The sequence below is a fragment of the Pseudoxanthomonas sp. OG2 genome (genome assembly GCF_014192765.1).
Taxonomy (GTDB): domain Bacteria; phylum Pseudomonadota; class Gammaproteobacteria; order Xanthomonadales; family Xanthomonadaceae; genus Pseudoxanthomonas_A; species Pseudoxanthomonas_A beigongshangi.
Genome location: NZ_JACHYM010000002.1, coordinates 273160 through 296170 on the forward strand (window position 1 = coordinate 273160; position 23011 = coordinate 296170).

The 23011-nt window shown below is 66.9% G+C and carries 25 protein-coding genes; 12 read left to right on the forward strand and 13 right to left on the reverse strand.

All coding sequences use genetic code 11. The features are described 5' to 3' along the window. Nucleotides 1-167: 167 nt before the first annotated feature. Together FHW78_RS14200 and FHW78_RS14205 are read left to right on the forward strand one after the other, a co-directional pair. A complete protein-coding gene (locus FHW78_RS14200) occupies nt 168-1217 on the forward strand; it encodes an NAD(P)/FAD-dependent oxidoreductase (protein WP_183641940.1) in 1050 nt (349 codons plus the stop codon). A gap of 108 nt (nt 1218-1325) precedes the next feature. Beyond that, entirely contained in the window at nt 1326-2105 is a 780-nt protein-coding gene (locus FHW78_RS14205) for a ferredoxin--NADP reductase (protein ID WP_183641943.1), read from the forward strand. Between the two features lie 24 nt (nt 2106-2129). Here FHW78_RS14205 and FHW78_RS14210 read toward each other — a convergent pair whose 3' ends face one another. Further along, on the reverse strand, nt 2130-2528 hold the full coding sequence (locus tag FHW78_RS14210) for a hypothetical protein (protein WP_183641948.1): 399 nt from the start codon (nt 2526-2528) through the stop codon (nt 2130-2132). Then, entirely contained in the window at nt 2529-3014 is a 486-nt protein-coding gene (locus FHW78_RS14215; protein WP_183641951.1) for a glutathione peroxidase, read from the reverse strand. Between the two features lie 135 nt (nt 3015-3149). Between FHW78_RS14215 and FHW78_RS14220 the strand changes: the two genes are divergently transcribed. The 3 genes from FHW78_RS14220 (at nt 3150) to FHW78_RS14230 (ending at nt 6830) form a co-directional block, all read left to right on the forward strand. After that, nucleotides 3150-3755 (forward strand): hypothetical protein, encoded by a 606-nt coding sequence (locus FHW78_RS14220; protein ID WP_183641955.1) that lies wholly within the window; start codon nt 3150-3152, stop codon nt 3753-3755. Between the two features lie 106 nt (nt 3756-3861). Then, nucleotides 3862-6024: a M3 family metallopeptidase gene (locus tag FHW78_RS14225; protein WP_183641959.1), complete on the forward strand. Its 2163-nt coding sequence runs from the start codon at nt 3862-3864 to the stop codon at nt 6022-6024. 551 nt (nt 6025-6575) lie between these two features. Continuing rightward, entirely contained in the window at nt 6576-6830 is a 255-nt protein-coding gene (locus tag FHW78_RS14230) for a hypothetical protein (protein WP_183641964.1), read from the forward strand. Nucleotides 6831-6895: 65 nt separating this feature from the next. Here FHW78_RS14230 and FHW78_RS14235 read toward each other — a convergent pair whose 3' ends face one another. The 4 genes from FHW78_RS14235 to FHW78_RS14250 form a co-directional block, all read right to left on the reverse strand. Beyond that, on the reverse strand, nt 6896-7120 hold the full coding sequence (locus FHW78_RS14235) for a hypothetical protein (RefSeq protein ID WP_183641969.1): 225 nt from the start codon (nt 7118-7120) through the stop codon (nt 6896-6898). A gap of 500 nt (nt 7121-7620) precedes the next feature. Beyond that, nucleotides 7621-8739: a cyclopropane fatty acyl phospholipid synthase gene (cfa, locus tag FHW78_RS14240; RefSeq protein WP_183641971.1), complete on the reverse strand. Its 1119-nt coding sequence runs from the start codon at nt 8737-8739 to the stop codon at nt 7621-7623. A 22-nt stretch (nt 8740-8761) separates the two neighbouring features. Beyond that, nucleotides 8762-9598 carry a DUF3298 and DUF4163 domain-containing protein gene (locus tag FHW78_RS14245; RefSeq protein ID WP_183641974.1) on the reverse strand — a complete coding sequence of 279 codons (837 nt, stop codon included), beginning with the start codon at nt 9596-9598 and terminating at the stop codon, nt 8762-8764. A gap of 112 nt (nt 9599-9710) precedes the next feature. After that, the gene (locus FHW78_RS14250) at nt 9711-9986 is read right to left on the reverse strand and encodes a GNAT family N-acetyltransferase (protein ID WP_183641977.1); all 276 of its coding nucleotides are present in this window, start codon (nt 9984-9986) and stop codon (nt 9711-9713) included. A gap of 194 nt (nt 9987-10180) precedes the next feature. On the opposite strand from FHW78_RS14250, the gene FHW78_RS14255 reads away from it, so the two are divergent. Continuing rightward, a complete protein-coding gene (locus FHW78_RS14255) occupies nt 10181-10390 on the forward strand; it encodes a hypothetical protein (RefSeq protein WP_183641980.1) in 210 nt (69 codons plus the stop codon). Between the two features lie 102 nt (nt 10391-10492). Here FHW78_RS14255 and FHW78_RS14260 read toward each other — a convergent pair whose 3' ends face one another. The 3 genes from FHW78_RS14260 to FHW78_RS14270 form a co-directional block, all read right to left on the reverse strand. Beyond that, on the reverse strand, nt 10493-11221 hold the full coding sequence (locus FHW78_RS14260; RefSeq protein WP_183641983.1) for a hypothetical protein: 729 nt from the start codon (nt 11219-11221) through the stop codon (nt 10493-10495). A gap of 75 nt (nt 11222-11296) precedes the next feature. After that, nucleotides 11297-11911, reverse strand: coding sequence for a rhomboid family intramembrane serine protease (locus FHW78_RS14265; protein WP_183641986.1), 615 nt, complete (start codon nt 11909-11911; stop codon nt 11297-11299). Nucleotides 11912-11920: 9 nt separating this feature from the next. Next, nucleotides 11921-13543 (reverse strand): oligopeptide:H+ symporter, encoded by a 1623-nt coding sequence (locus tag FHW78_RS14270; RefSeq protein ID WP_183641989.1) that lies wholly within the window; start codon nt 13541-13543, stop codon nt 11921-11923. 131 nt (nt 13544-13674) lie between these two features. Between FHW78_RS14270 and FHW78_RS14275 the strand changes: the two genes are divergently transcribed. Next, nucleotides 13675-15450: a M14 family metallopeptidase gene (locus FHW78_RS14275; RefSeq protein WP_183641992.1), complete on the forward strand. Its 1776-nt coding sequence runs from the start codon at nt 13675-13677 to the stop codon at nt 15448-15450. 175 nt (nt 15451-15625) lie between these two features. Here the strand turns inward: FHW78_RS14275 and FHW78_RS14280 are convergent, their stop codons facing one another. From FHW78_RS14280 to FHW78_RS14290, 3 genes are all read right to left on the reverse strand, one after another. Continuing rightward, complete coding sequence (locus FHW78_RS14280) at nt 15626-16378, reverse strand: glutathione S-transferase family protein (protein WP_183641995.1); 753 nt, start codon at nt 16376-16378, stop codon at nt 15626-15628. Nucleotides 16379-16436: 58 nt separating this feature from the next. After that, nucleotides 16437-17318: a ZIP family metal transporter gene (locus tag FHW78_RS14285; RefSeq protein ID WP_183641998.1), complete on the reverse strand. Its 882-nt coding sequence runs from the start codon at nt 17316-17318 to the stop codon at nt 16437-16439. Nucleotides 17319-17452: 134 nt separating this feature from the next. After that, the gene (locus FHW78_RS14290; protein ID WP_183642001.1) at nt 17453-18052 is read right to left on the reverse strand and encodes a YdeI/OmpD-associated family protein; all 600 of its coding nucleotides are present in this window, start codon (nt 18050-18052) and stop codon (nt 17453-17455) included. A 123-nt stretch (nt 18053-18175) separates the two neighbouring features. Here FHW78_RS14290 and FHW78_RS14295 point away from each other — a divergent pair, with 123 nt between their 5' ends. From FHW78_RS14295 to dbpA, 4 genes are all read left to right on the forward strand, one after another. Further along, nucleotides 18176-19195, forward strand: coding sequence for a YbaY family lipoprotein (locus FHW78_RS14295; RefSeq protein WP_183642003.1), 1020 nt, complete (start codon nt 18176-18178; stop codon nt 19193-19195). 197 nt (nt 19196-19392) lie between these two features. Continuing rightward, entirely contained in the window at nt 19393-19785 is a 393-nt protein-coding gene (locus tag FHW78_RS14300; protein ID WP_318289343.1) for a ribonuclease domain-containing protein, read from the forward strand. Continuing rightward, nucleotides 19782-20228 carry a barstar family protein gene (locus FHW78_RS14305; protein ID WP_183642006.1) on the forward strand — a complete coding sequence of 149 codons (447 nt, stop codon included), beginning with the start codon at nt 19782-19784 and terminating at the stop codon, nt 20226-20228. Before FHW78_RS14300 ends, FHW78_RS14305 begins: the two co-directional genes overlap by 4 nt. A 29-nt stretch (nt 20229-20257) precedes the next feature. Then, the gene (gene dbpA, locus FHW78_RS14310) at nt 20258-21637 is read left to right on the forward strand and encodes an ATP-dependent RNA helicase DbpA (RefSeq protein WP_183642009.1); all 1380 of its coding nucleotides are present in this window, start codon (nt 20258-20260) and stop codon (nt 21635-21637) included. 291 nt (nt 21638-21928) lie between these two features. Here dbpA and FHW78_RS14315 read toward each other — a convergent pair whose 3' ends face one another. Further along, on the reverse strand, nt 21929-22138 hold the full coding sequence (locus tag FHW78_RS14315; protein WP_079722614.1) for a cold-shock protein: 210 nt from the start codon (nt 22136-22138) through the stop codon (nt 21929-21931). A gap of 314 nt (nt 22139-22452) precedes the next feature. Here FHW78_RS14315 and FHW78_RS14320 point away from each other — a divergent pair, with 314 nt between their 5' ends. Beyond that, entirely contained in the window at nt 22453-23010 is a 558-nt protein-coding gene (locus FHW78_RS14320) for a YaeQ family protein (RefSeq protein WP_183644694.1), read from the forward strand. The last annotated feature ends 1 nt before the right edge of the window (nt 23011 follow it).

Sequence of the window (23011 nt, forward strand, 5' to 3'; positions counted from 1 at the left end):
GCCCAAGGGCGCCTTTTCTTTTTCCCGTTCGCATAACCGGTTTCGCACGCCACACTCGATGATGGCGCGGGCCGTCGCAAGCGACGACGGCTCGCTTCACCGCCACTTCATCGTCCTCCCGCGCGCCTCGCGGATGCTCGCCGTCCCCCTCATGCGGACGGCCATACGTGCACAACGGAAACCATGACGTCATCGTGGTCGGCGCCGGTTTTGCCGGCCTGGCCTGCGCCCGCGAAATCGCGGCGGCCGGATTCCGCGTCTGCGTGATCGATCGCAAGCGCGATCTGGGCGAACGCCTGCACACCACCGGCATCCTGGTGCCGGAAGCGCTGGAGTGCGAACTGTTCGCCGGCATTCCCGCCGGACTGCTGCACGCGGTACCGAAAGTCCGCCTGTATGCGCCATCCCTGGAGAGCGTGGATCTGTCCGCCCCGGGCTATCGCTTCTTCACCACCGATACGCCCGCGTTGATGCGCTGGCTGGGACAGCGCAGCGTGGCTGCCGGCGTGGAACTGCGGCTGGCCTGCAGCTTCCGCGATGCCACTCCCACGCCGGACGGCTGGCATCTGCCCGGCATCGGCGACTGCCGCTATCTGGTCGGCGCCGATGGCGCGCGCTCACGCGTGGCCGAGCACCTCGGCCTGGGCCGGGTTCGCGATTTCCTGTACGGCATCGAATACGAGTTCGACGGCGGCGCCCTGCGCACGCCCGATGCGCTGCACTGTTTCATCAGCCGACGCTGGGCGCCGGGCTACATCGGCTGGATCGCGCAGACCCCGACCGGCGTGCAGGCCGGCCTGGCGCATCGCCAGCGCCGTGGCAGGACCGCGCCACCGGATCTGCGCGGCTTCCTGGCCCAGGTCGCATCGCTCAGCGGGCTGGCCGCCGACCGCCGGCCGGACAGCATCCGCGCGGGACTGATTCCCTGCGGCGGCCCGGTCCGCGCCCGCCAGCGCGACAACGTGCTGCTTGCCGGCCTGCGCCACGGCGCCGAGGTCGGCCGCGCGCTGGTGCGGTCCCTTCGCTCCGGAGTGCCACCGCAGGCCTCGGCCATCCGCGCGATTCCGGCTTGGCGGCGCAAGCGCGCCCTGCGCTGGGCCTTCGACCACGCACAGTGGGACTGGCCGTTCGACCTGCTACTGAAGTCACCGCCGCTGCGCCGCGTCGCCGAGCAGCTCTACTTCCACCGGCGCGGCCGACGCGCGAAGGCCGACTGACGGGCCCGCCGTCACCGCCTCCGCCCCGCTTCCCGGTTGCGCTGGATCAAGGTCGCGCCGGGGCGGTCGGCTACAATGGGCCGGTTCGAATCAAGCGCCCCACACCCCATGTCCTCCGCTTTTGGCACCGAGACGGTGCTGGACGTCCGTCACTGGACCGACGACTACTTCAGCTTCACCACCACCCGCGACGACGGTTTCCGCTTCGACAACGGCCAGTTCGTGATGATTGGCCTGCAGACCGAAGGCAAGCCGCTGCTGCGCGCCTATTCCATCGCCAGCGCCAACTGGGAAGAACAGCTCGAATTCTTCAGCATCAAGGTGCCCAACGGTCCGTTGACCTCGCGGCTGAAGGACATCCAGCCTGGCGACACCGTGGTGATTGGCCGCAAGCCGACCGGCACCCTGCTGATCAGCGACTTGCACCCCGGCCGCAACCTGTACCTGCTGGGCACCGGCACCGGCCTGGCGCCGTGGCTGTCGATCATCAAGGATCCGGAAACCTACGAGCGCTTTGACCGCGTAATCCTCACCCACGGCGTCCGCCACGTGCAGGATCTGGCCTACCGCGATTACTTCGAGAAGGAACTGCCGCAGCACGAATTCCTCGGCGAGATCATCCGCGAGAAGCTGCTGTACTACCCGGCGGTCAGCCGCGAGGCATTCCCCAACCATGGCCGCCTGACCGACCTGATGGCCAGTGGCGAAATGATGGCAACGCTGGGACTGGAACCACTGGATCCGGAAAAGGATCGCGCGATGATCTGCGGCAGCCCGCAGATGCTGGCCGACTTCCGCGCCCTGCTCGACGGTCGCGGCTTCACTGCCGCCCCGCGCATCGGCACGCCCGGCCAATACGTGTTCGAGCGCGCCTTCGTCGAGAAGTGATGCCGGGTGGGCCGATGGCCCGCCCTAGCGTTCCCCGTAGCGCAGCCAGATGACCGCACTGCGTTCGTTGTCGAACACGTGGCCCTGGAAGCCGTGCTCGTTGGCCAGGATGCTGGCCAGTTCCACCTGCGGAATCTGCTCCAGGTGCTTTTCCACGTAGGCCACCCGCACCGCTTCCAGGCCCTCGCCCAGCATCGCCTGCACGAACTGCACCAGCTGTTCCGGCGGCGGCGGCTCGCCTTCCATGTCGTCGACCACCAGCAGGCCCGCCGGCCGCACGCGCCGCACCTCCACCGCAATCCGGCGCCAGTACGCCAGCGTGGTTTCCAGCGTGCCGTTGACGCCCTTCACGTGCGCCTTCAGTCCGTAGTCGGCGGGACTGAACTCGATGCGGAACGGCGGTGAAGCCTCGTGCGCGTCCATCTATCCGGCCAGCGCGGCCTCGATGTCGCCGGCCAGCGATTCCGGCGTGTCGGTCGGCGCATAGCGCTTGATCACCTTGCCATCGCGCCCCACCAGGAACTTGCTGAAGTTCCATTTGATTGCCGAAATGCCGAGCAGGCCACTCTTCTCCTGCTTCAGCCACTTCCACAGCGGATGCGCATCGTCGCCGTTGACGTCGATCTTGGCGAACATCGGGAAGCTCACGTCGTAGTTGAGCGAACAGAAATTGCGGATCTCGGCTTCGTCGCCCGGCTCCTGATGGCCGAACTGATCACAAGGGAATCCCAGCACTACCAATCCCTGATCCCGGTAGTCGCGCCACAGCTTTTCCAGCCCGGTGTACTGCGGGGTGAAGCCGCATTTCGACGCCACGTTGACGATCAGCAACGGCCTGCCACGGTACTCGGCCAGCGAGCGGGACTGGCCATCGATGTCGGTGGCGGAAAAATCGTAGGCGGTGGTCATGGCGGGTCTCCGGAAACACGGATATGAGACACCCGGGGCCAGTCGGGGGCAAGCGTTTTCGCCGGTGGCGGCGCCTTGTGCAGGGCCGGCGCAGATGCGCTAGCCTTGGCCGTCGCTTCCGCCGGGGAACACGGAATGCAGCTTTCGCCCCATGCACCCGACGCCGCCTCGATGGCCACCGTCTACCTGCACGTGCGCGTGCTGCTGGGCATGGTGGTCGGCCTGGGCCTGACCCACCTGCTGCGCCACTTCGCCCGCATCATCGAGCGCCCGCGCCATTGCCAGATCTACTGGGTGCACCTGTGCTGGGCCACGTTCGTGTTCTCCTACCTGCTGCTGTTCTGGTGGTGGGAGTTCCGCCTCTCCCATCTGGTGCACTGGAGCTTCAACCTCTATTTCTTCGTGGCCCTGTACGCGCTGATGCAATACCTGCTGTGCGCGCTGATCTTCCCGGAGAACCTGGACGGCTACGCCAGCTACCGCGATTACTTCTACGACCGGCGGAAATGGTTCTTCGGCCTGCTGGCGCTGGTGTTCGCGGTCGACTTCCTCGACACCTGGATCAAGGGCGAGGCCTACTTCCGCAGCTTCGGGCCCGAATACGTGTTCCGCAACCTCACCTACATCACCGGCAGCCTGATCGCCATGTGGACCCGCAATCCGCGCTATCACGCCGCCTTCGCGGTGCTGGGCCTGCTCTACCACGTGAGCTGGATCGCACGCGAGTTCGAGACGCTGTAGCCAGCACAGAACCGCCCCGCCCGGCACATGCCTTTCGTCACGAGCCCCCGCCCCGGGGCTTGGGTTACCCTGCCAAAAGCCCTATCTGTCAGGAAGCTGCACCCCAATGACCACCCGCCTCGCCCTCGCGCTTGCCGCGACCCTTGGACTCGCCATGCCCGCCTACAGCCAGACCGCGGCCCCCACCGCCGAAGCCGCCAAGGCCGCCAATCCCTTCTTCGCCGACAGTCCGCTGCCGCTGCACTACCCGCAGTTCGACAAGATCAAGGACGCCGACTTCGCTCCCGCCTTCGACGCCGGCATGGCCGAGCAACTGAAGGAAATCGACGCCATCGCCAACAACGGCGCCGCGCCGAGCTTCGACAACACCATCCTGGCGATGGAAAAGAGTGGGCGCGTGCTCGACCGCGCCCAGACCGTGTTCTACAACCTGGTCGGCGCCGACACCAACGACGCCCGCGAGAAGCTGCAGGCCGACTATTCCGGCAAGTTCGCCGCCCACCGCGATGCCATCTACCTCAACGGCAAGCTGTTCGCGCGCATCCAGAAGCTGTACGACCAGCGCGCCGGCCTGGGCCTGGACGCCGAGGGCGTGCGCCTGGTGGAGAAGTACCACACCGATTTCGTCCGCGCCGGCGCCAAGCTGTCCGACGCCGACAAAGCCACCCTGAAGGGCATGAATGGCCAGTTGGCCAAGCTGGGCACCCAGTTCAGCCAGAACGTGCTGGCCGAGGTCAACGATTCGGCCGTGGTGGTCGATGACGTCAAACAGCTGGACGGTCTGACCGATCAGCAGATCGCCACCGCCGCCGATGTCGCCAAGGCGCGCGGCCTGGCCGGCAAGTACGTGCTGACCCTTCTCAACACCACCGGCCAACCCGCCGAGTCGCAGCTGACCGATCGCGCCCTGCGCCAGCGCCTGCACGAGGCGTCCGTTTCGCGCGGCAGTCGCGGCGGCAAGTACGACAACCGCGAACTCATCGCCACCATCATGAAGCTGCGCGCCGATCGCGCCAAGCTGCTGGGCTATCCGGACCACGCCACCTACGTGCTGGAAGACGAAACCGCCAAGACCCCGCAGGCGGTCAACGCCATGCTCGGCAAGCTGGCGCCGGCCGCGGTCGCCAACGCCCAGCGCGAAGCCGCCGATCTGCAGGCGATGATCGATCAGGAGCAGAAGGCCAAGGGCCAGCCGACGTTCCAACTGGCGCCGTGGGACTGGTCGTTCTATACCGAGAAGGTCCGCACCGCCAAGTACAACTTCGACGAGTCGCAGCTCAAGCCCTACTTCGAACTGACCAACGTGCTGGAAAACGGCGTGTTCTACGCCGCCAACCAGCTCTACGGCCTGACCTTCAAGAAGCGCACCGATCTGCCGCTGTACCACCCGGACACCACCGTGTACGACGTGTACAACGCCGATGGCACCCAGTTGGCGATCTTCATCGCCGACATGTACGCGCGCGATTCCAAGCGCGGCGGCGCGTGGATGAACTCCTACGTCTCGCAGTCCGGCATGACCGGCTTCAAGCCGGTGGTCGCCAACCACCTCAACATCCCCAAGCCGCCGGCCGGCCAGCCGACCCTGCTGACCTGGGATGAAGTGACCACCGCGTTCCACGAATTCGGCCACGCGCTGCACGGCATGTTCTCCAACGTGCAGTACCCCTACTTCAGCGGCACCAGCGTGCCGCGCGACTTCGTCGAGTACCCCTCGCAGGTCAACGAAATGTGGGCGGACTGGCCGTCGGTGCTGAAGAACTACGCCAAGCACTACCAGACCGGCGAAGCGATGCCGCAGGCGCTGCTGGACAAGGTCATCGCCGCGTCCAAGTTCAACCAGGGCTTCGCCACCACCGAATACCTCGGCGCGGCCATGCTGGACCAGCGCTGGCACCAGATCGGCGCGGACAAGGTGCCCGCCGCCGACGGCGTGATGAAGTTCGAGGCCGACGCGCTGGCCGCCGACAAGATCGACTACAAGCCGGTCCCGCCGCGTTACCGCACGCCCTACTTCAGCCACATCATGGGCGGCTACTCGGCCGGCTACTACGCCTACATCTGGTCCGAAGTGCTGGACGCCAACAGCGTGGAATGGTTCAAGCAGCACGGCGGCCTGACCCGCGAGAACGGCGATCACTTCCGCAAGACCCTGCTCTCGCGCGGCGGCAGCGTGGACGCGATGAAGTTGTTCCACGACTTCGCCGGCCACGACCCGAAGATCGAACCCCTGCTGGAAAAGCGCGGCCTCACCGCCCCTTCCAAGTAAGCGCAACCGGCCTCGTCGCAACAGCCATCACGCCACCTTCGGGTGGCGTGATGGTTTGTGGTTTCCGATACGACGCATTCCGATCCTGCTCCCTCCGGATGACTGCTCTAGCCTCCCCCTTTTCAAAAGGGGGACCGAGGGGGATTTGCTCTTGTCGTTTGACTGTTGGGAAGCGTCTGCCCCCAGCACCAACAACCATCGCTACTCACTACCCCACACACCAACGCACCACGCTTCCACCAAACCAAAAAAGTGACCCCAGAAACACTGAAGCCAAAACGCTCAAAGTTAGTCGACACCGCGCAACCACATCGGCAGACTCCGGCATCAGGAGTTCAGAACCTCCCATACAGCAACACCACCTCAGTCATTCCGGTGGTTTTATTTTGTCCCATCATCGGAGGACAACCGGCAAACACCTTTGCCGGGAGGGCGGCGAATACAACACCCGAAAGGGGAATAAGCCCGCCGACTGTATGCGGTTTCTGACCTCCCGGCACCCGGCCGCACTCACGCGCGCCGGGATTCTTCAACGAAGAAATGGAGGTCCCATGACCAATGTTCGAATGGTCTATCTGTTGGAAGAACAAACCCAGCTGAATCTCATCCAGCTGCGTGATCACCTCAAACTGCTGTCCCTGCTCATCAGTCCCCGCTTCCGCCAGGACGAGCACCACAGCCTGCCCATCCCGCTGCAACCCCTGAGCGACTGCTTCGCCGGCCTCGCCCACGACGCCAGCCACATCCTCGACCAGCTCCGCTGGCACGCCGGCAAACCCAACGTCGAATCGGCCAACGACGCGTAACAAAAACGCGGGCTGCTAGCGCCCGCGTTCTGTTGATTCCTGTTGCGCCATTTGCTCGCAGGACCTCATCCGCGTTTTGACCTAGCCCTGTCGCGGCACCATCGCAATCCAAGCACGCCCAGGAGCAAGACGGCCATCACCATGAATGCCAGAACCTGTATGCCCGTTGGAAGCTCGCCATCACCGCGCCATGCAAGCACGAAGTAACGCCCCACCTGTGAGTAATCCAGCCCCATTACCACGGAATAGGCCAGCAACCAGATCAGCAGATAACTCGCGACAGCAAGCATCAACAGATGGATCGTCCTACGCAACCTGTTTCTCATTGAATCCCCCGGGACCGGACAGGAAAAATACTGCTGGTTTTCACACCAGCAAGCTTGAACATCCGGCGAAGCGATTCTGCGTGATGCACGCCTTATTGTACGTTCTACTCATTCACCAGACGTAATCAGATCTGGATTTACCCATTTCACGATGCCTCTACCTATTCCAAGAAGGCGAAGAAGTCTGTCCAGTGTGGCCTCTGTGGCATGGTGCGAGTCGACTCGGACAGCGAAACCTGCCGTAGGACTCGCGTCGTGGAATATCAGTTCCACCATGGCCCCGTCTGCCATCATGAATCCTATTGCACTCCAGGTACCCAGACCTTCTTCATCGCCCTCGACAAGATTCGCGCAAAGCACTGCTCGAACATGCTCAGGTGTCAGTTCAAGAAGCGCCAGTTCCCTGTAACCGGGGTCCGGCCATCGACTTCCTGCCTCCAGGATTCTAAAGGGTTCGTTGCTCATCACCGCACCGACACATATCCACCAAGCGCCCCCTTCGGCGACAGCACCACCTGCCACAGCTGCGAGCGCCGGCTGCGAAAAGTCGCCATCGACGCGGCGAGGTAGAAACGCCACATGCGGCGGAAACGTTCGTCGTAGCGGGCATCCAGATTTGGCCAGGCGCGTTCGACGTTGGTGCGCCACGCCTGGAGGGTGCGATCGTAGTCGGTGCCGAAGCTGTGCCAGTCCTCCAGCACGAACAGGCCTTCGCTGGCCTGCGCGATCTGCGCGGCGGACGGCAGCATGGAATTGGGGAATATGTATTTTCCAATCCACGGATCGGTGTGGTTGACCGAGCGATTGGTGCCAATGGTGTGCAGCAGGAACAGGCCGTGCTCCGGCAGGACGCGGCGGGCGGTTTCGAAATAGGTGCGGTAGTTCTTGACGCCGACGTGTTCGAACATGCCCAGCGAGAACGCGGCGTCGAAGGGTTCGTGCAGGTCGCGATAATCCTGCAGGCGGATCTCGATGGGCAGGCCCTTGCACAACTCGCGGGCGTATTCGGCCTGCTCCTTCGAGATGGTCACGCCGACGCCGGAGATGCCGTAGCGCTCGGCGGCGAATTTCAATGCCTCGCCCCAGCCGCAGCCGATGTCCAGCACGCGCATGCCGGGTTTCAGTTGCAGCTTGCGGCAGACCAGATCCAGCTTGGCGGCCTGCGCGTCGTCGAGGTTGTCGGCCTGGCGCCAGTAGCCGCAGCTGTAGACCAGACGCGCGCCGAGCATCGCGTGGTAGAGATCGTTGCCCAGATCGTAATGGCGCTCGCCGACTTCGCGGCTGCGGCGGCGGGTCTGCGGGTTGAACAGGCGCGCGAACAAGGCGTCGCGGATTTCGCCGGTGCCGTGCACGCGCTCGTCCAGACGCGCGTTCAATACGTGGTACAGGAAACCATCCAGCGATTCGGCATCCCAGTCGCCATCCATGTAGCCTTCGCCCAGGCCCAGCGAGCCCTGCGCCAGCATCCGCGCGTAGGTGCGCGGATCGTGTACCTGGATATCCCAGGGCCGGTCGCCGCCAATCCGCACATCCGCTTCCGCCAGCAGTCGTTCGACCCGTTGCGCGAAGCGTGACGTGCTCATGGCAGGCCCTGTTGTGCGAAGCCTATTGGGCGAACAGCCCGCTGTAGGCGGGCGCCAGGTGCGGACGCAGCACCGAGGCCGGGACGTCCACGGTCTGGGTGCCGTCGGCGTACGGCCCCACCTGGTATGGCGGGAACACGAAACGCAGCGCGCTGATGTGGCCGGTGGTGTCGAGGACCGGCACGAACTGGGCGAAGTTCTCCGCCTTGGGCTCGGTGCCGTCGTCGATCATGCGCGAGGCGTTTTTCAGTACTTCACTGCGTTCGGCCGGCTCCAGTTCGTCCGCATCCGCGCGCAGGGTGACGCCGGTGAGCAGTTGTTCGCGCACGTAATCGCTGATTGCCTGCCAGCCGGCGGGTTTGGCGATCAGATCATTGGCCGACAGCAGGTGGTTCTGCTGCGGCAACCAGACGAAGCGCGCGATCAGCGGCTGGCCGTGGGCGCCGCCGGTATAGCGGCTGCCGTCGGCGGCGACCGCGACGACCTGCGGGGTTTCCAGCAGCTTTTCGAAGCTGAGCGAGAGTTCGTAGGGCGCGGTCGGCTTGTCGTTGCCGAAGCCGTCCACCGCTTCCATCAGCTCACCGCGAGCGGCGTGCGCGTAATCCGACAGCGCCTTGGCAAGGCCGGGGTAACGATCGATGCCCGGCGGATAGGTGATGCCGACGACGTAGCGCTCGTTGGTCTCGATGACGTCCTTGAGTTCGACCGGCGCTTCCGGCGCGACGGGGCTGGTGGCAGGTGCGCCGGCTTCGGGCGTGGCGGCGGTCGGCGGCTGGGCGGCGTCGGGTTCGCGCTTGCACGCGGTCAATGCCAGCACCAGGGTCGCGGCCAGCAGGGAAATGCGATGGACCTGTTTCACGTCAGGGGCTCCTTCCACTCAACGAGGCGACAGTTTATGCCGCGTCGCAGCAGCGCTCCAGCCCCGGCCGCGGGAATACAGTGTTCACGCCAGCAGGGTCACGCCCGGAAAATCACGCCAGCAGGTCGGCGTACTCGGGGTGGCGCTGGACGTAGACCGCCGAGTACGAGCAGGCCGGCACCACCTTCCAGCCGGCGGCCCGCGCGTGGTCGAGCGCGGCCTTGACCAGTTGCGCGGCGATGCCGCGTCCGCCGATGGCCTCCGGCACGCCCGTGTGCTCGATGACCATGCGGCCGTCGCGCAGGCGGTAGATCAGTTCGGCCTCGTGCCCGTCCACCGAGGTGGAAAAGCGCTGGCCATCGGGGTCGTGCTGAATCGTGATGTCCATCACTATCTCATTGAATATTCGGAGGTTCCATTCTGCCCGCGTGGCCGGGAATGCGACAGAAGCCGACGCGGCGCGTCACTCTTGGTCACGTCAAAAAGCTGACGGACAGCGCTATTTCACAGTGTTTTCACTCGGGCACCGGGTTGGCACGGTCTGTGCGTAATCCCCGGCAAGCAATCCGGTAGGGAACACCCATGAGCGCCAACGATCATCCGTCCGAGACCGCATCCGTCGCCAGCGATTTCACCCTGCTGGAAGGCCTGTTCCAGTTGACCGTCACCGGGCATACCGAGGACTGGGAATTCGAGCGCCTCAACAATGCCGTGTACGAGCGCCTGCTGTCCAACTACGCGCAGGAAGAAGTCGGCACCATCAAGCTGTCCAAGACGATGATGGCGGGCTGAGGCGCCGCCTCGCCCATCTCCGCATCGCGCGGCTTCCCGGTTCGCCTGCGCAACCGGGAAGCCCCGCCGGAAAGCCCGTTCCGGGCCCGGCCTCCGGCTTACCTACTCTTCTCCACGATGATCGCGCTTGCCCTGGTTGCGGCGATCACGGGCACTCATGCTGCCCTGGATGGCCTTCATCCGGCTCTCGGCGGCATGCAGATCCACCTGCTTGGCAGCGGCGCCGGATGACTGGAAACCATCGGCCTGCGGCGGGATGCCGCCGTGGGCCTGATCCAGCTGCTGCCAGGGTGCGGGTTCGCGATCCTGCTGCTGTTTCTCGGCCAACAGTTCGCGGGTGCGCGCCAATGCCTGCTCGGGACTGATCCGGCGCTTGCGGGCGGTCGCGCGCTTGCGGGGCGCGGAAGTCGCGGTGCGCTTGCGCGTCACCTTGCTGGCCGGCGCCTTCTTCGCGGCGGTTTTCCGGGTCGCTGTCTTCTTCACCGCGACCTTCCCGACCGCGGCTTTCTTCGCGGCGGCTTTCTTGGCGACGGCCTTCTTGGCCGCGACCTTCTTCCGCGTGACCTTGCTGGCCACCGTCTTCTTCGCGGGCGCCTTGGCCCGCTGGCTGGCGGTTGCCTTGCGCGTGGCGGTCTTCTTCGCGGCTTTCGTGGTCTTCCGCGCGGTCTTGCCGGCCGTTCCGGCGCCGGTCTTGCGGACGCGGGCGCCCGCCTTTTTCGCCGTGGCCTTGCCGGCGGTCTTTGCCACGGTCTTCCGGGTGGCCTTCTTCGCGGTCTTCTTTGCCGCTTTCTTCGCGGCCTTGCGGGGCGTGCTGCGTGTACGTGTTGCCATATTGCCTCCACGGGTGTGGTTCACCCGTGGGATAACACAGCGGATCTTCAGATCAGGTGATTGGCGCCGCCGCGTTCAGCTGCCGAAACGGCTCAGCTGGGCAAGGAAATGGTTCAGCACCTTGGGCTGCATGGCAATCATGAAGAGCACGCCATAGGCGGCGCCAGCCAGGTGCGCGCCGTGATTGACGTTGTCACCGCCGCGCTTGTCCATCCAGATGCTGTAGGCCACGTAGAGGACGGCGAACACGATGGCCGGCATCGGGATGAAGAACACGCCGATCATCGCCCACGGATTGATCAGGATGAACGCGAACAGCACCGCCGACACCGCGCCCGACGCGCCCAGGCTGCGGTAGTTGGGATCCTTCTGGTGCTTGAGGTAGGTCGGAAGGATCGAGACCACCAGCGCCGACAGGTAGAAGCCGATGTAGACCAGCACGCTGCCGGTCAGCTCGGTGACCACGCCTTCCATGATCCGGCCGAAGAAGAACAGCGTGACCATGTTGAACAGCAGGTGCCAGATGTCGGCGTGGATGAAGCCGTAGGTCACCAGCCGGTCGTACTGCTTGTTGCGGTCGATGGCCGGCGGCCAAAGGATCAGGCGGCCGGCCAGCGCGGGCGTGCGGAACGCCAGCAGCGAAACCACCGAGGTGATCAGGATCAGAATCAGGGTAATGGGGGCTTGCATGGGGGATTCTCAGACCGCGCGGTAGTTGTCCTGCATCGGATAGCTCCGCGCGTAAAGGGCGAACACGAGCGCCGCCAGGAAGGCGAAGCCGGCGAAGAAGAACATCAGGAACGCATTCTCGCTCAATCCGGTGCTGGCGATGTGGGCGGTGACGGTGTCGTTGCGGACGCCGGCGTTGGTCAGCAGGACCCACAGGCTGCCGAAGGTGCTGGTCAGGTACCAGAACGCCATGATCACGCCCTTCATGGCCTGGGTCGCCTGGCTGTAGGCGAATTCCAGCGCGGTCGCCGAGACCAGGATCTCGCCGAAGGTCAGCAGCGCGTACGGCAGGATCTGCCAGGCCAGCGAGACGGGGTCGCCGCCGTCCATCCACAGCTGCAGGGTGCCGGCGACCACCCAGGCCAGACCGGAGAACGCGATGCCCCAGCCCATCCGGCGCAACGGCGTGGGCTCGAAGCCGAGCTTGCGCAGGGCCGGGTACAGCACCAGGTTGTTGAACGGAATGAGCAGCATGACCATCGCCGGGTTCAGCGCCTGCAACTGGCCGGCGTCCTTGATCAGCCAGCCCGGCCACCACCAGGCACCCTCGGGCATCACCATTTCCTTGCCCTGCAGGACCCAGGTGGAGGCCTTCTGGTCGAACAGCGACCAGAACGGAGTGACCAGCGCGAACACGATCAGGATGCGCAGCACCGCGCGCACGCTGTCCACCGCCGCATCGGGATGCCGGCCGCGCGCGCGTTCCAGTTGCATCGAAGCGCCCCAGCCGCCGAAGGCGATCAGCACGCCCAGCGCCAGGCACGCGGAAATGACGAATCCGAAGTCGTCCGGCCACCAGCCCGGCGCCAGGCCGAGCATTGACAGCGCCCACAGCACCAGCAGCGCCACCGCGATGACCACGCCCGCCATCGCCACCAGATATCCCCAGCGCCCCTCGCCTTCGCGGCGCGCGGCCAGCGCGGTGCGCACCACCCGCAGGAACGAATCCGGATCCTCGCCCGAGGGCGGCACGTTGACGTACTGCTTGCGCCCCAGCCAGAAGATGAAGGTGGCGATGAACATCAGGATGCCGGGGATGCCGAACGCCACCGCCGGTCCGTAACTGCGCAGGAACAGCGGCATCAGCAGCGAGGCGAAGAACGAACCAAAGTTGATGGTCCAGTAAAACGCATCAAAGACGATCTTGGCCTTGTTCTTGTTGCTCTGATCGAACTGGTCGCCGACGAAGGACACCACCAGCGGCTTGATGCCGCCCGAGCCCAGCGCGATCAGGAACAGGCCAGTGTAGAAACCGGTGCGATGACTCTCGAACAAGGCCAGGCATGCATGGCCGGCACAGTAGATCAGCGAGAACCACAACACCGTGTTGTACTTGCCGAAGTAGCGATCCGACAGCCAGCCGCCCAGCAGCGGGAAGAAGTACACGCCGATGACGAAGCTGTGGAAGACGTCCTTGGCCACGCCCTGGCGCTCGGCCTCGGGCAGGTAGGCCAGCAGGATGCTGCTGGCCAGGAACTGCACCAGGATGTTGCGCATCCCGTAGAAGCTGAACCGCTCGCAGGCCTCGTTGCCGATGATGTAGGGAATCTGCCGAGGCAGTCGGCCGGCGGTGGCTTCGCTGGAAGTGGTCATCCGGTGTTCCGTTGGCAAATTGCGGGAAGGTTACCGTATCCGGTCCAGGGGGTCGAACCTCCTTGGTCATGCTGGGCGCGGCCGTTTCAGCCCGGCATCATGCGGGGCTTTCGCCCCTCCGGATACCGCCCATGATCCGTCCGCTCCACGCCGCCATCCTGCTCGCCCTCGCCCTACCCTCCCTGCCGGCGGCCTCCGCATCCGCCGCCACGGCGGATCTGGCCACCGTGTCCGAGCAGTCCGGATTCGTCCGCACCGGCCGCTACGAGGAAGTCATCACGCTGTGCGATCGCTTCGCCAAGGCGTATCCGAAGGCGGTGCGCTGCATCGAGTTCGGCACCACCCCGGAAGGCCGGCCGATGAAGGCGCTGGTCGCCTCGACCCGCGGCGCGTTCACCCCGGATCAGGCGCGCCGGCAGAACCTGCCGGTGGTGTTGATCCAGGGCGGCATCCACGCCGGCGAAATCGACGGCAAGGACGCCGGTTTCCTGGCACTGCGCGAGGTGCTGGAAGGCAAGGCCGCCGCCGGATCGCTGGACAAGCTGGTGTGGGTGTTCGTGCCGGTGTTCAACGTCGACGGCCATGAGCGCTTCGGCGCCTGGAACCGCCCCAACCAGCGCGGCCCGGTGGAAATGGGCTGGCGCGTGACCGCGCAGAACTACAACCTCAACCGCGACTACGTGAAGGCCGACGCGCCGGAAATGCAGGCGATGCTGCGGCTGGTGCAGCAGTGGGATCCGCTGGCCTACGTGGATCTGCACGCCACCGACGGCGCCCAGTTCGAGCACGACATCTCGGTGCAGGTGGAACCGGTGCACGCCGGCGACGAGGGACTGCGCGTGGCCGGTCGCGCGCTGCGCGACGGCGTGCTGGCGGATCTGGCCAAGCAGGGCTCGCTGCCGCTGCCCTACTATCCGTCCTTCGTGGTCGGCGACGATCCGAGTTCCGGCTTCGAGGACAGCGTGGCTCCGCCGCGTTTCTCGCACGGCTATTTCCTGCTGCGCAATCGCATCGGCGTGCTGGTGGAAACGCATTCCTGGAAGGAATATCCGGTGCGCGTGAAGATCACCCGCAACACCATCGTCGCGACCCTGGACCAGATCGCCGCGCACGGCGCCGACTGGCTGAAGGCCGCGCAGCAGGCCGACGCGGCGGCGGCGAAGCTGGCCGGCCAGCCGGTGCCGCTGGAATGGGCGGCCAGCAAGCAAAGCCACACCGTCGAGTTCCGCGGCTACGAGTACACCCGCACACCGTCGGACGTGTCCGGCGCGCTGATGACCCGCTACGACGAAACCAGGCCGCAGATCTGGAAAGTGCCGATGCGCGACGATCTGCATCCCTCGCTCAGCATCCCCGCGCCGGGTGCCGGTTATCTGGTGCCGGCGGCCTACGCCGGCTGGGTCGGCGAAAAGCTGAAGCAGCACGGTATCGAGTTCCGTCGCGTACCGGCGCTGGCGAAGGAAAATGTGGAGGCGTTCCGCGCCACCCGCACCCGTTTCGGCGCGCAGCCGGTGGAAACCCACCAGCGCCTGACCGTGGAAGGCGCATGGGCGCCGGAAGCGCGCGACGTGCCGGCCGGTTCGCTGTTCGTACCGATTGCCCAGCCCAGGTCGCGCCTGCTGATGGCGCTGCTGGAACCGCAGGGGCCCGACTCGCTGGCCGCGTGGGGCGAATTCAACAGCGCGTTCGAACGCAAGGAATACATGGAGGACTACGTCGCCGAGGACGTGGCCCGCAAGATGCTGCAGGACCCGGCGGTGAAGGCGGCGTTCGAGCAGAAACTGAAGGACGATCCGGAGTTCGCCAGGAATCCGGGCGCGCGCCTGGAGTTCTTCTACCGCCGCCATCCGGCATGGGACGAGCGCTTCAATCTGTATCCGATCTATCGGACCAGTCGGGTTCCATGATGGTCTGAGGGGCTTCGGCCTTCATGGCCCCGCAGGAATCCATGCACATCGCGTCATCCCGGCCAAAGCCGGGGTCCGTGTTCGAGGAACAACAAAGCAGCGGAGCAAGCTCCGCTCTACCGATGCGTAGAGCCGAGCTTGCTCGGCTGCCCTTGCCAGGAACCCGCGGCCCGCCCTACTCGACCTTCATGATGCCGCGTCGCGGGGCGATGTTGCCCAACGTGTTCGCGGTGACCGGCGCGCCCAGCTCGATCAGGACTTCGCGCTGCTGCGCGACCGGCGTGCGCAGCGTCTTTTCCTCGAATGCGGCCAGCGCGCGGAAGGCCGGCAATGCCAGCGCGCGTTCGACGAAGGCGGCCGTTCGCGGCCAGCGCGCGGCGTCGATCTGGTAGCGCACGAACGCGGCATTGCGGAAGAACGCGGCGATGGCGATGTCGGCCGCGCCGACCTCGCCGAACAGGAAGCCCTGCGCGGGCAACTGCGCTTCCAGGTAATCCAGCGCCTCCGGCAGTTCCTCCTCGCGCGCCTTGCGCACGACCTCCTCGTCCGGGGTCTCGTTGAAGAGATAACGCTTGACGCCCAACTGGTAGAACATCCGCCAGATGATCACCTCGCCCAGCCGCGAGTCGGCGAATTCCTCCAGCCAGCGCGCGCGGGCGCGGTCGCGCGGCGCGGCGGGATACAGCGACGGGGTCGGTTGCAGGTCTTCCAGGTATTCGCAAATGACCGTCGAATCGTTGAGGACGAAATCGCCGTCGATCAACACGGGGATGCGCCGCAGCGGACTCAATCGCGAGAAGGTCTCGTCGCCGATGAAGGGCGCGAACGGGTCGATCCGGTAGTCGATGCCCTTCAGTTGCAGGCAGACCAGCACCTTGCGCACGTAGGGCGACAGGTAGTTGCCCAGGATCGTCACGGGTTCGCGCATGCGCCGGCTCCATTGGAAGTGCCGCGAGCCTGCGGGCTGCGGCGGGCCGGGTCAAGCCTCAGCCCAGCGCGGTATCCAGCGCCATCATCAGGCAGAAGCCGATGGCCAGGCCCAGGGTGGCGAAGCCGCCGTGTCCGTGGCGGTTGGATTCGGGAATGACGCTGTGCGCGACCGCGGTCAGCATCGCGCCGGCGGCGAAGGCCAGGCCCCACGGCAGCAATGCGGCGGAAATGCCCACCGCCCACGCGCTCAGCACCGCCGCCGCCGGTTCGACCACGCCCGAGAACGCGCCGATGAACACCGCCTTGGCCCGCGCCATTCCGGCACCGGCCAGGATCAGCGCCACCACCAGTCCTTCCGGAACGTCCTGCAGGGCGATGCCCATCGCCAGCCCCGCCGCGCCCGGCAGGTGGCCACCCGCCGCGACGCCCACCGCCATGCCCTCGGGCACGTTGTGCAGCAGGATCGCGAACACGAACACCAGCACGCGCGCCGGCACCAGCGGCGTGTCGGGATGCGCCTCGACCGGTTCGTCCACCAGCACCCGGTCCAGTCCCAGCAGCGCCAGCGCGCCCAGCAGCAGGCCGCCGCTGATGAGTGCCGCCGCGCCCCAGCGTCCGTAGCCGATGCGTTCGGCCGCTTCCAGTCCGGGCAGCACCAGCGAAAAGGCCGTTGCCGCCAGCATCACCCCGGCACCGAAACCGAGCAGGCCGTCGGCCAGCCGCTGCGGCAGGCCGCGCACCACCAGCACCGGCACCGCGCCCAGCGCGGTGGCCAGTGCGCACAAGGCGCCGCCTCGCCAGCCGGCCGCCGCGCCCATCGCATCGGCGGGCGCCGCCGCCAACGTCCACAGGCTCGCCGCCACGATCGCCGCAGTGGCGACCAGGTACGGCCAGGCGTTGGCCTGGCGGAAAGCCAGCGGTTGCAGCACGCGATTCATGGTCGGCGGGCTCCGGAACGGGCGCGCACGCGCGCCCCGCATGCGTCCGATACTAGCGCCGCTGCGGTCACGCGGCCATTCGGAAGCGCCGATGGCGGTGTTCGATGCGCCCTATCGCCCCGGCGATGGCGCGTTCACATGTACTTCCAGTTGCGCGGCTTGCCCTCGGCCAGCCACTCCACCGACTGGGCGATGCGGCGCTGGCGGGTGTCCTCGCGCTTGGCCTCGGTCACCCATTCCACGTATTCGCGCTGCTGGCTGGGACTGAAGCCTTTGAACGCGGACAGCGCCTTGCGTTGCTTCTTCAGCGCGGCGAGGAAATCCGCCGGCGGTTGCGGCGCCGGACGCGGCGTCGCCTGCTTGCGTGGCCCCGCCGCCTTGACGCCTTCCTCGTTCAACTTCATCGCCTTGCGGATCAATGGCAGCAGTTGCTTCTTCGGCGGGATGTCGGCCAGCCGGGTCATCTTGCCGAAGCTGCCCATGCCGTCGCGCGGCACGCCTTCTCCGACCACCAGCGCATGCTTCCAGAAACCGAACGAGGCGTGCTGCTTGAACGCCGCCATCCCGCACAGGATGCCGCCGGCATACACGAAAGTGGGCATGCCCCACTTGATCGTTTCCTCCACCTGCGGGCACGCCTCGTGGACGATTCCGCGCAGCTTCTCCAGGATCGGCTGCGCGAATTCGGCCGACCTGGCGATGTAGGCGTCGATGCGGGGATCGTGCCGGGCCATGGGATCGCTCCGTGGGACGTGCCGCCACTCTAGCGCGCCGGGTGCCACCTCGCGCGCGTCCGTCACGGAGGGTGAAGCTTCGCGCGACTATCCTGCCGGTTTCATCAAAGGAAGGAACAGGACATGGTCTCCCGTCTCGCGCTCCCCGCGGCCCTGCTGCTCGCCCTGGCCGCCTGCCAGCCGAAGCCGGCCGGCGATGCTCCCGCCACGCCCGCCGCGACGGCCCCTGCGGCGGCGGCCACCATCACCGGCGCGGCCAGCTATCGCGAACGGATCGCGCCACCGCCGGGCGCGGTGCTGACCGTGCAGTTGATCGACAACCAGTTGGCCGACACGCCGACGGCGATCATCGCCAGCGCCGAGATCAAGGATGCCAAAGGCCCGCCGTTCGCTTTCGAACTGCCCTACGACGCTAGCAAGCTGCGGCCCAACGGCAGCTACGGCCTGCATGCCAGCCTGCGCGACGCCGACGGCAAGCTCTGGTTCGTCACCGGCACCCGCACGAGCGTGGTGCCCGGCAGCGGCCAGCCGGCCAACCTGTCGATGATCCGGGTGGCCGAGGAACCGGCGTCCGCCGCGCCGCTGAAGACCCAGTGGCAGTGCGGCGACCAGCGCATCGCCGCGACCTTCGACAACGGTGCGGCCGACAACGTCACCCTGGACGTGGACGGCAAGCCGCTGGTGCTGCCGCATGCGGTGTCCGCCTCCGGCGCGCGCTATGCCGACAACGCCGGCAACGAGTTCTGGACCAAGGGCCGCGAAGGCATGCTGACCCTGGCCGGCAAGGACAAGCTGGATTGCAGCCAGACCGAGACGGCATCGCCGTGGGATGCGGCGCGCGAGCGCGGCGTCGCCTTCCGCGCGGTCGGCAACGAGCCGGGTTGGCTGGTCGAAGTCGGCGCCGGCAAGGCGCCGTCGCTGCATGCGGAACTGGACTACGGCGAACGCAAGCTCGATGTCGCCTCCGCCGAGGCCACCGCGAACGGATTCCGTGGCCGCACCGCCGATGGCGTCGACGTCGCCCTGGTCGCCACGCGCAAGGCCTGCCAGGACGACATGAGCGGACAGGACTTCCCCGCCACCGCCGAACTGAGGGTGGGTGACAAGACCTATCGCGGCTGCGGCCGCTTCCTGGCGGAGTGATCGTCATGCCGCGCCGTTCCCGCCATCGTTCCGGGTTCCGCAAGCCCGCCATCATCATCACTGTCCTGCTGCTCCTGGTCGCCGGCTGGTTCTGGCAGCAGCAGCGCGCGCGCCACGATGCGGTCGGCGAGGCGCCGCCATCGATCGCCGCCGATGCCGGCGGGCCGGGCGCGCGCGCCGAACTGCCGCTGCCACCCATCGAATCGACCCGGGTGGACGCGGCCGCCACCGCGCCGGCGGTGCCGCCACCACCGGCGCCTTCGGCGTCCCCGGCGCCGGCCTCCGGCGACGCCCAGGCCGGATTGCCGGCGTTCCTGCCGCCGGAGGCGCACCGGACCCTGGCGCTGATCGCGCGGGGCGGACCGTTCCCGAACCGACAGGACGGCAGCGTGTTCGGAAATCGCGAGGGTCGGCTGCCCGCGCGCCAACGCGGCTACTATCGCGAATACACCGTGGACACCCCGGGGCTGGATCACCGCGGCGCGCGGCGCATCGTCACCGGCGGCCAGCCGCCGGTGGAGTACTACTACACGGATGATCACTATGAGACTTTCCGCCGTTTCGACGTGCCCGCGCAGGTGAACCGATGACCGACTCCGGTTTCGACCTCGGCCTGGGCGACGCGCGCCAGGCCGGCGTGTTCTTCGTCACCAGCGAGGATCTGGATTCCCTGGGCGCCGCCGGCCGGGACGCCGGGCTGGGCGTGCGCCGGGTGGACCTGTCCGGCTGCGAGAACAAGGCGTCGCTGATGCTGCGGCTGGCGACCCAACTGGATTTCCCGGACAGCACCGGCCGCAACTGGGACGCGCTGTCCGACAACCTGCGCGATCTGTCCTGGCTGCCGGCGCCGGGCTACGTGCTGCTGCTGGACCAGGGCGCGGAGCTGCGCGAGCGCGACGAGGGCGTGTTCGACACGTTGCTGGACGTCCTGGACGAGGCCGCGCAGTTCTGGGCCGCGCAGGAAGTGCCGTTCTGGGCCTTCCTGGCGCTGGACGAGGACGATTTCGAGGACATGGACGCGCAGTTGTCCTGATCCGGCCGCGCGCCGTGCGATCATGGCGCATGAGCGAATTCAGCACCCTGCCCCTCCTCGACGGCCTGCGCCCCGGCGTCGAGGCCCTGGGCTACACCCATTTGACCCCCGTGCAGGCCGAGAGCCTGCCCGCCATCCTGGCCGGCCGCGACGTGATCGCCCAGGCCCCGACCGGCAGCGGCAAGACCGCCGCGTTCGGCCTGGGCCTGCTGCAACGGCTCGATCCCGCCCTGGTCCGCGCGCAGGCGCTGGTGCTGTGCCCGACCCGCGAACTGGCCGACCAGGTCGCCCAGCAGATCCGCAAGCTGGCGATCGGCATTCCGAACCTCAAGGTCACCCTGCTGTGCGGCGGCATGCCGCTGGGTCCGCAGATCGCCTCGCTGGAGGCGCACGACCCGCATGTGGTGGTCGGCACGCCCGGGCGGGTGCAGGAACTGATGCGCAAGAAGATCCTGCACCTGGGCGGCATCCGCACGCTGGTGCTGGACGAGGCGGATCGGATGCTGGACATGGGCTTCGAGGAGCCAATTCGCGAAATCATCGGCAGGACTCCGCCGGACCGGCAGAGCCTGCTGTTCTCGGCGACCTTCCCCGAGGCCATCCGGACGATGGCGCGCACCAGCCTGCGCGACCCGCTGGAAGTCACCGTGGCCGAGCCGGAGGACGCCCGTACCGGCATCGAGCAGCGTTTCATCGAGGTCGAGCCGGCGCGCAAGCAGATCGCCCTGGCCGGCCTGCTGGCGGCGGAGCGGCCGGAGTCGGCGGTGGTGTTCTGCAACACCCGCAAGGACACCGATGAGGTTGCGGTCTCGCTTCAGCATTTCGGTTTCTCCGCGCTGGCCCTGCACGGCGAGATGGAGCAGCGTGACCGCGAGGAAGTGCTGGTGCGCTTCGCCAACCGCAGCTGCAACGTGCTGGTCGCCAGCGACGTCGCCGCCCGCGGGCTGGACATCGACGACCTGGCGGCGGTGATCAACTACGACCTGCCCAGCGACGTGGACACCTACATCCATCGCATCGGCCGGACCGGCCGCGCCGGCCGCGACGGCCTGGCGATCAGCCTGACCACCCCGCGCGAGCGGCCGCGCACGGCGGCCATCGAGGAGCGGTTGGGCCAACCGCTGCGCTGGGACCGCGCGCTGCCGCCAGCGCCACGCGCCGGCAGCGCGCCCCCCGCCGCGATGAGCACGCTGCGGATTGATGCCGGCAAGACCGACAAGCTGCGCCCGGGCGACATCCTAGGCGCGCTGACCGGCGACGCCGGCCTGCCGGCCGCGTCCATCGGCAAGATCGCCATCTTCGCCACCCGCTCCTACGTGGCGGTCGAACGCGGCAAGGCCGCGCAGGCGCTGGCCCGGCTCAACGCCGGCCGGATCAAGGGCCGCAGCTTCCGGGTACGCCGGATCTGAGGCGCGGGCGGGACGCTGGCCGGGGGATTCGGGAAGGGCTCGCGGCGGGACGCCGCTCCTACCGGGGGGCTTGGCGTTCCGCGTGGGTAGGAGCGGCGTCCCGCCGCGAGCTCCTAGCGGGGTCTTTGCAAACCGCTCTCCTCGCGGGATCTCCGTGAACCGGCCACCGAACGGGATCTCCGCGAACCAGCTTCGCCCGAACCCCCACGGCGCCCCCCAAACAGCGGGCACAAAAAAACGCCGGGGTTCGCACCCCGGCGTTTCTGCTTTGACGCGAAGGTCAGCGCTGGATTACAGCGGCTGCACCTGGTCGGCCTGCATGCCCTTCTGGCCCTGCACCGCCACGAAGGTGACCGCCTGGCCTTCCTTCAGCGACTTGAAGCCGGTGCCCTGGATCGCGCGGAAGTGCACGAACAGGTCCGGGCCGCTCTGCGGGGTGATGAAGCCGAAGCCCTTGGCATCGTTGAACCACTTGACGGTTCCGGTCTGACGCTCAGACATCTTTACTAACTCCTGAAACATGGTTTGGGTTGAAAAATCGCGGCGCCGGAACGTTCCGGACCGAGACTGAGTTTGCAGGCGTTGGTAAAGCGGGAAGATGTAGCAGATGTATCTACCGCATCAGGCTCACGATTCACGGTGACCCTGGCAAGCACAGTTCGCGCACTCTACCGGGCCTGCGGACCAAAAGCGACAGGTTTCCGACGCTTGGTGGTCCTTTTTCTTCAGTTTCGGGGGTTTCAACGGTTTTCGGGGCCGGATCCGGCCGCCGGACCCGTATCATGGCGCCCCCTTCCGACCCGTTCAGCCCGCCCATGGCGCTCAAGGCCACCGTCGTCAAAGCCGACCTCCAGATCAGCGACATGGACCGGCACCACTACGCTTCCTACCCGCTGACCCTGGCCCAGCACCCCTCCGAGACCGATACCCGGCTGATGGTGCGGGTGCTGGCGTTCGCCCTGTTCGCCGACGAGCGGCTGGAATTCGGCCGCGGCCTGAGCACCGAGGAGGACCCGGACCTGTGGCGCCGCGACTACACCGGCGACGTCGAGCTGTGGATCGATCTGGGCCAGCCGGACGAATCGCGCATCCGCCGGGCCTGCGGACGCGCCCGCGACGTGGTGGTGGTCAACTACGGCGGCCGCGCGGCGGATCTGTGGTGGGAAAAGAACGCCTCCGGGCTGGCGCGCCTGCGCAACCTGACCGTGCTGGACCTGTCCGCCGCCGACGTGGACGCGCTGACCTCGCTGTTCGCCCGCGGCATGCGCCTGAGCGTGATGATCCAGGACGGCGAAGTGCAGCTGATTGACGACGCCCGCACCGTCACGGTGATCCCGGCCCATCGCCAGCGCGCGGAAACCGCCCCGGCCTGAC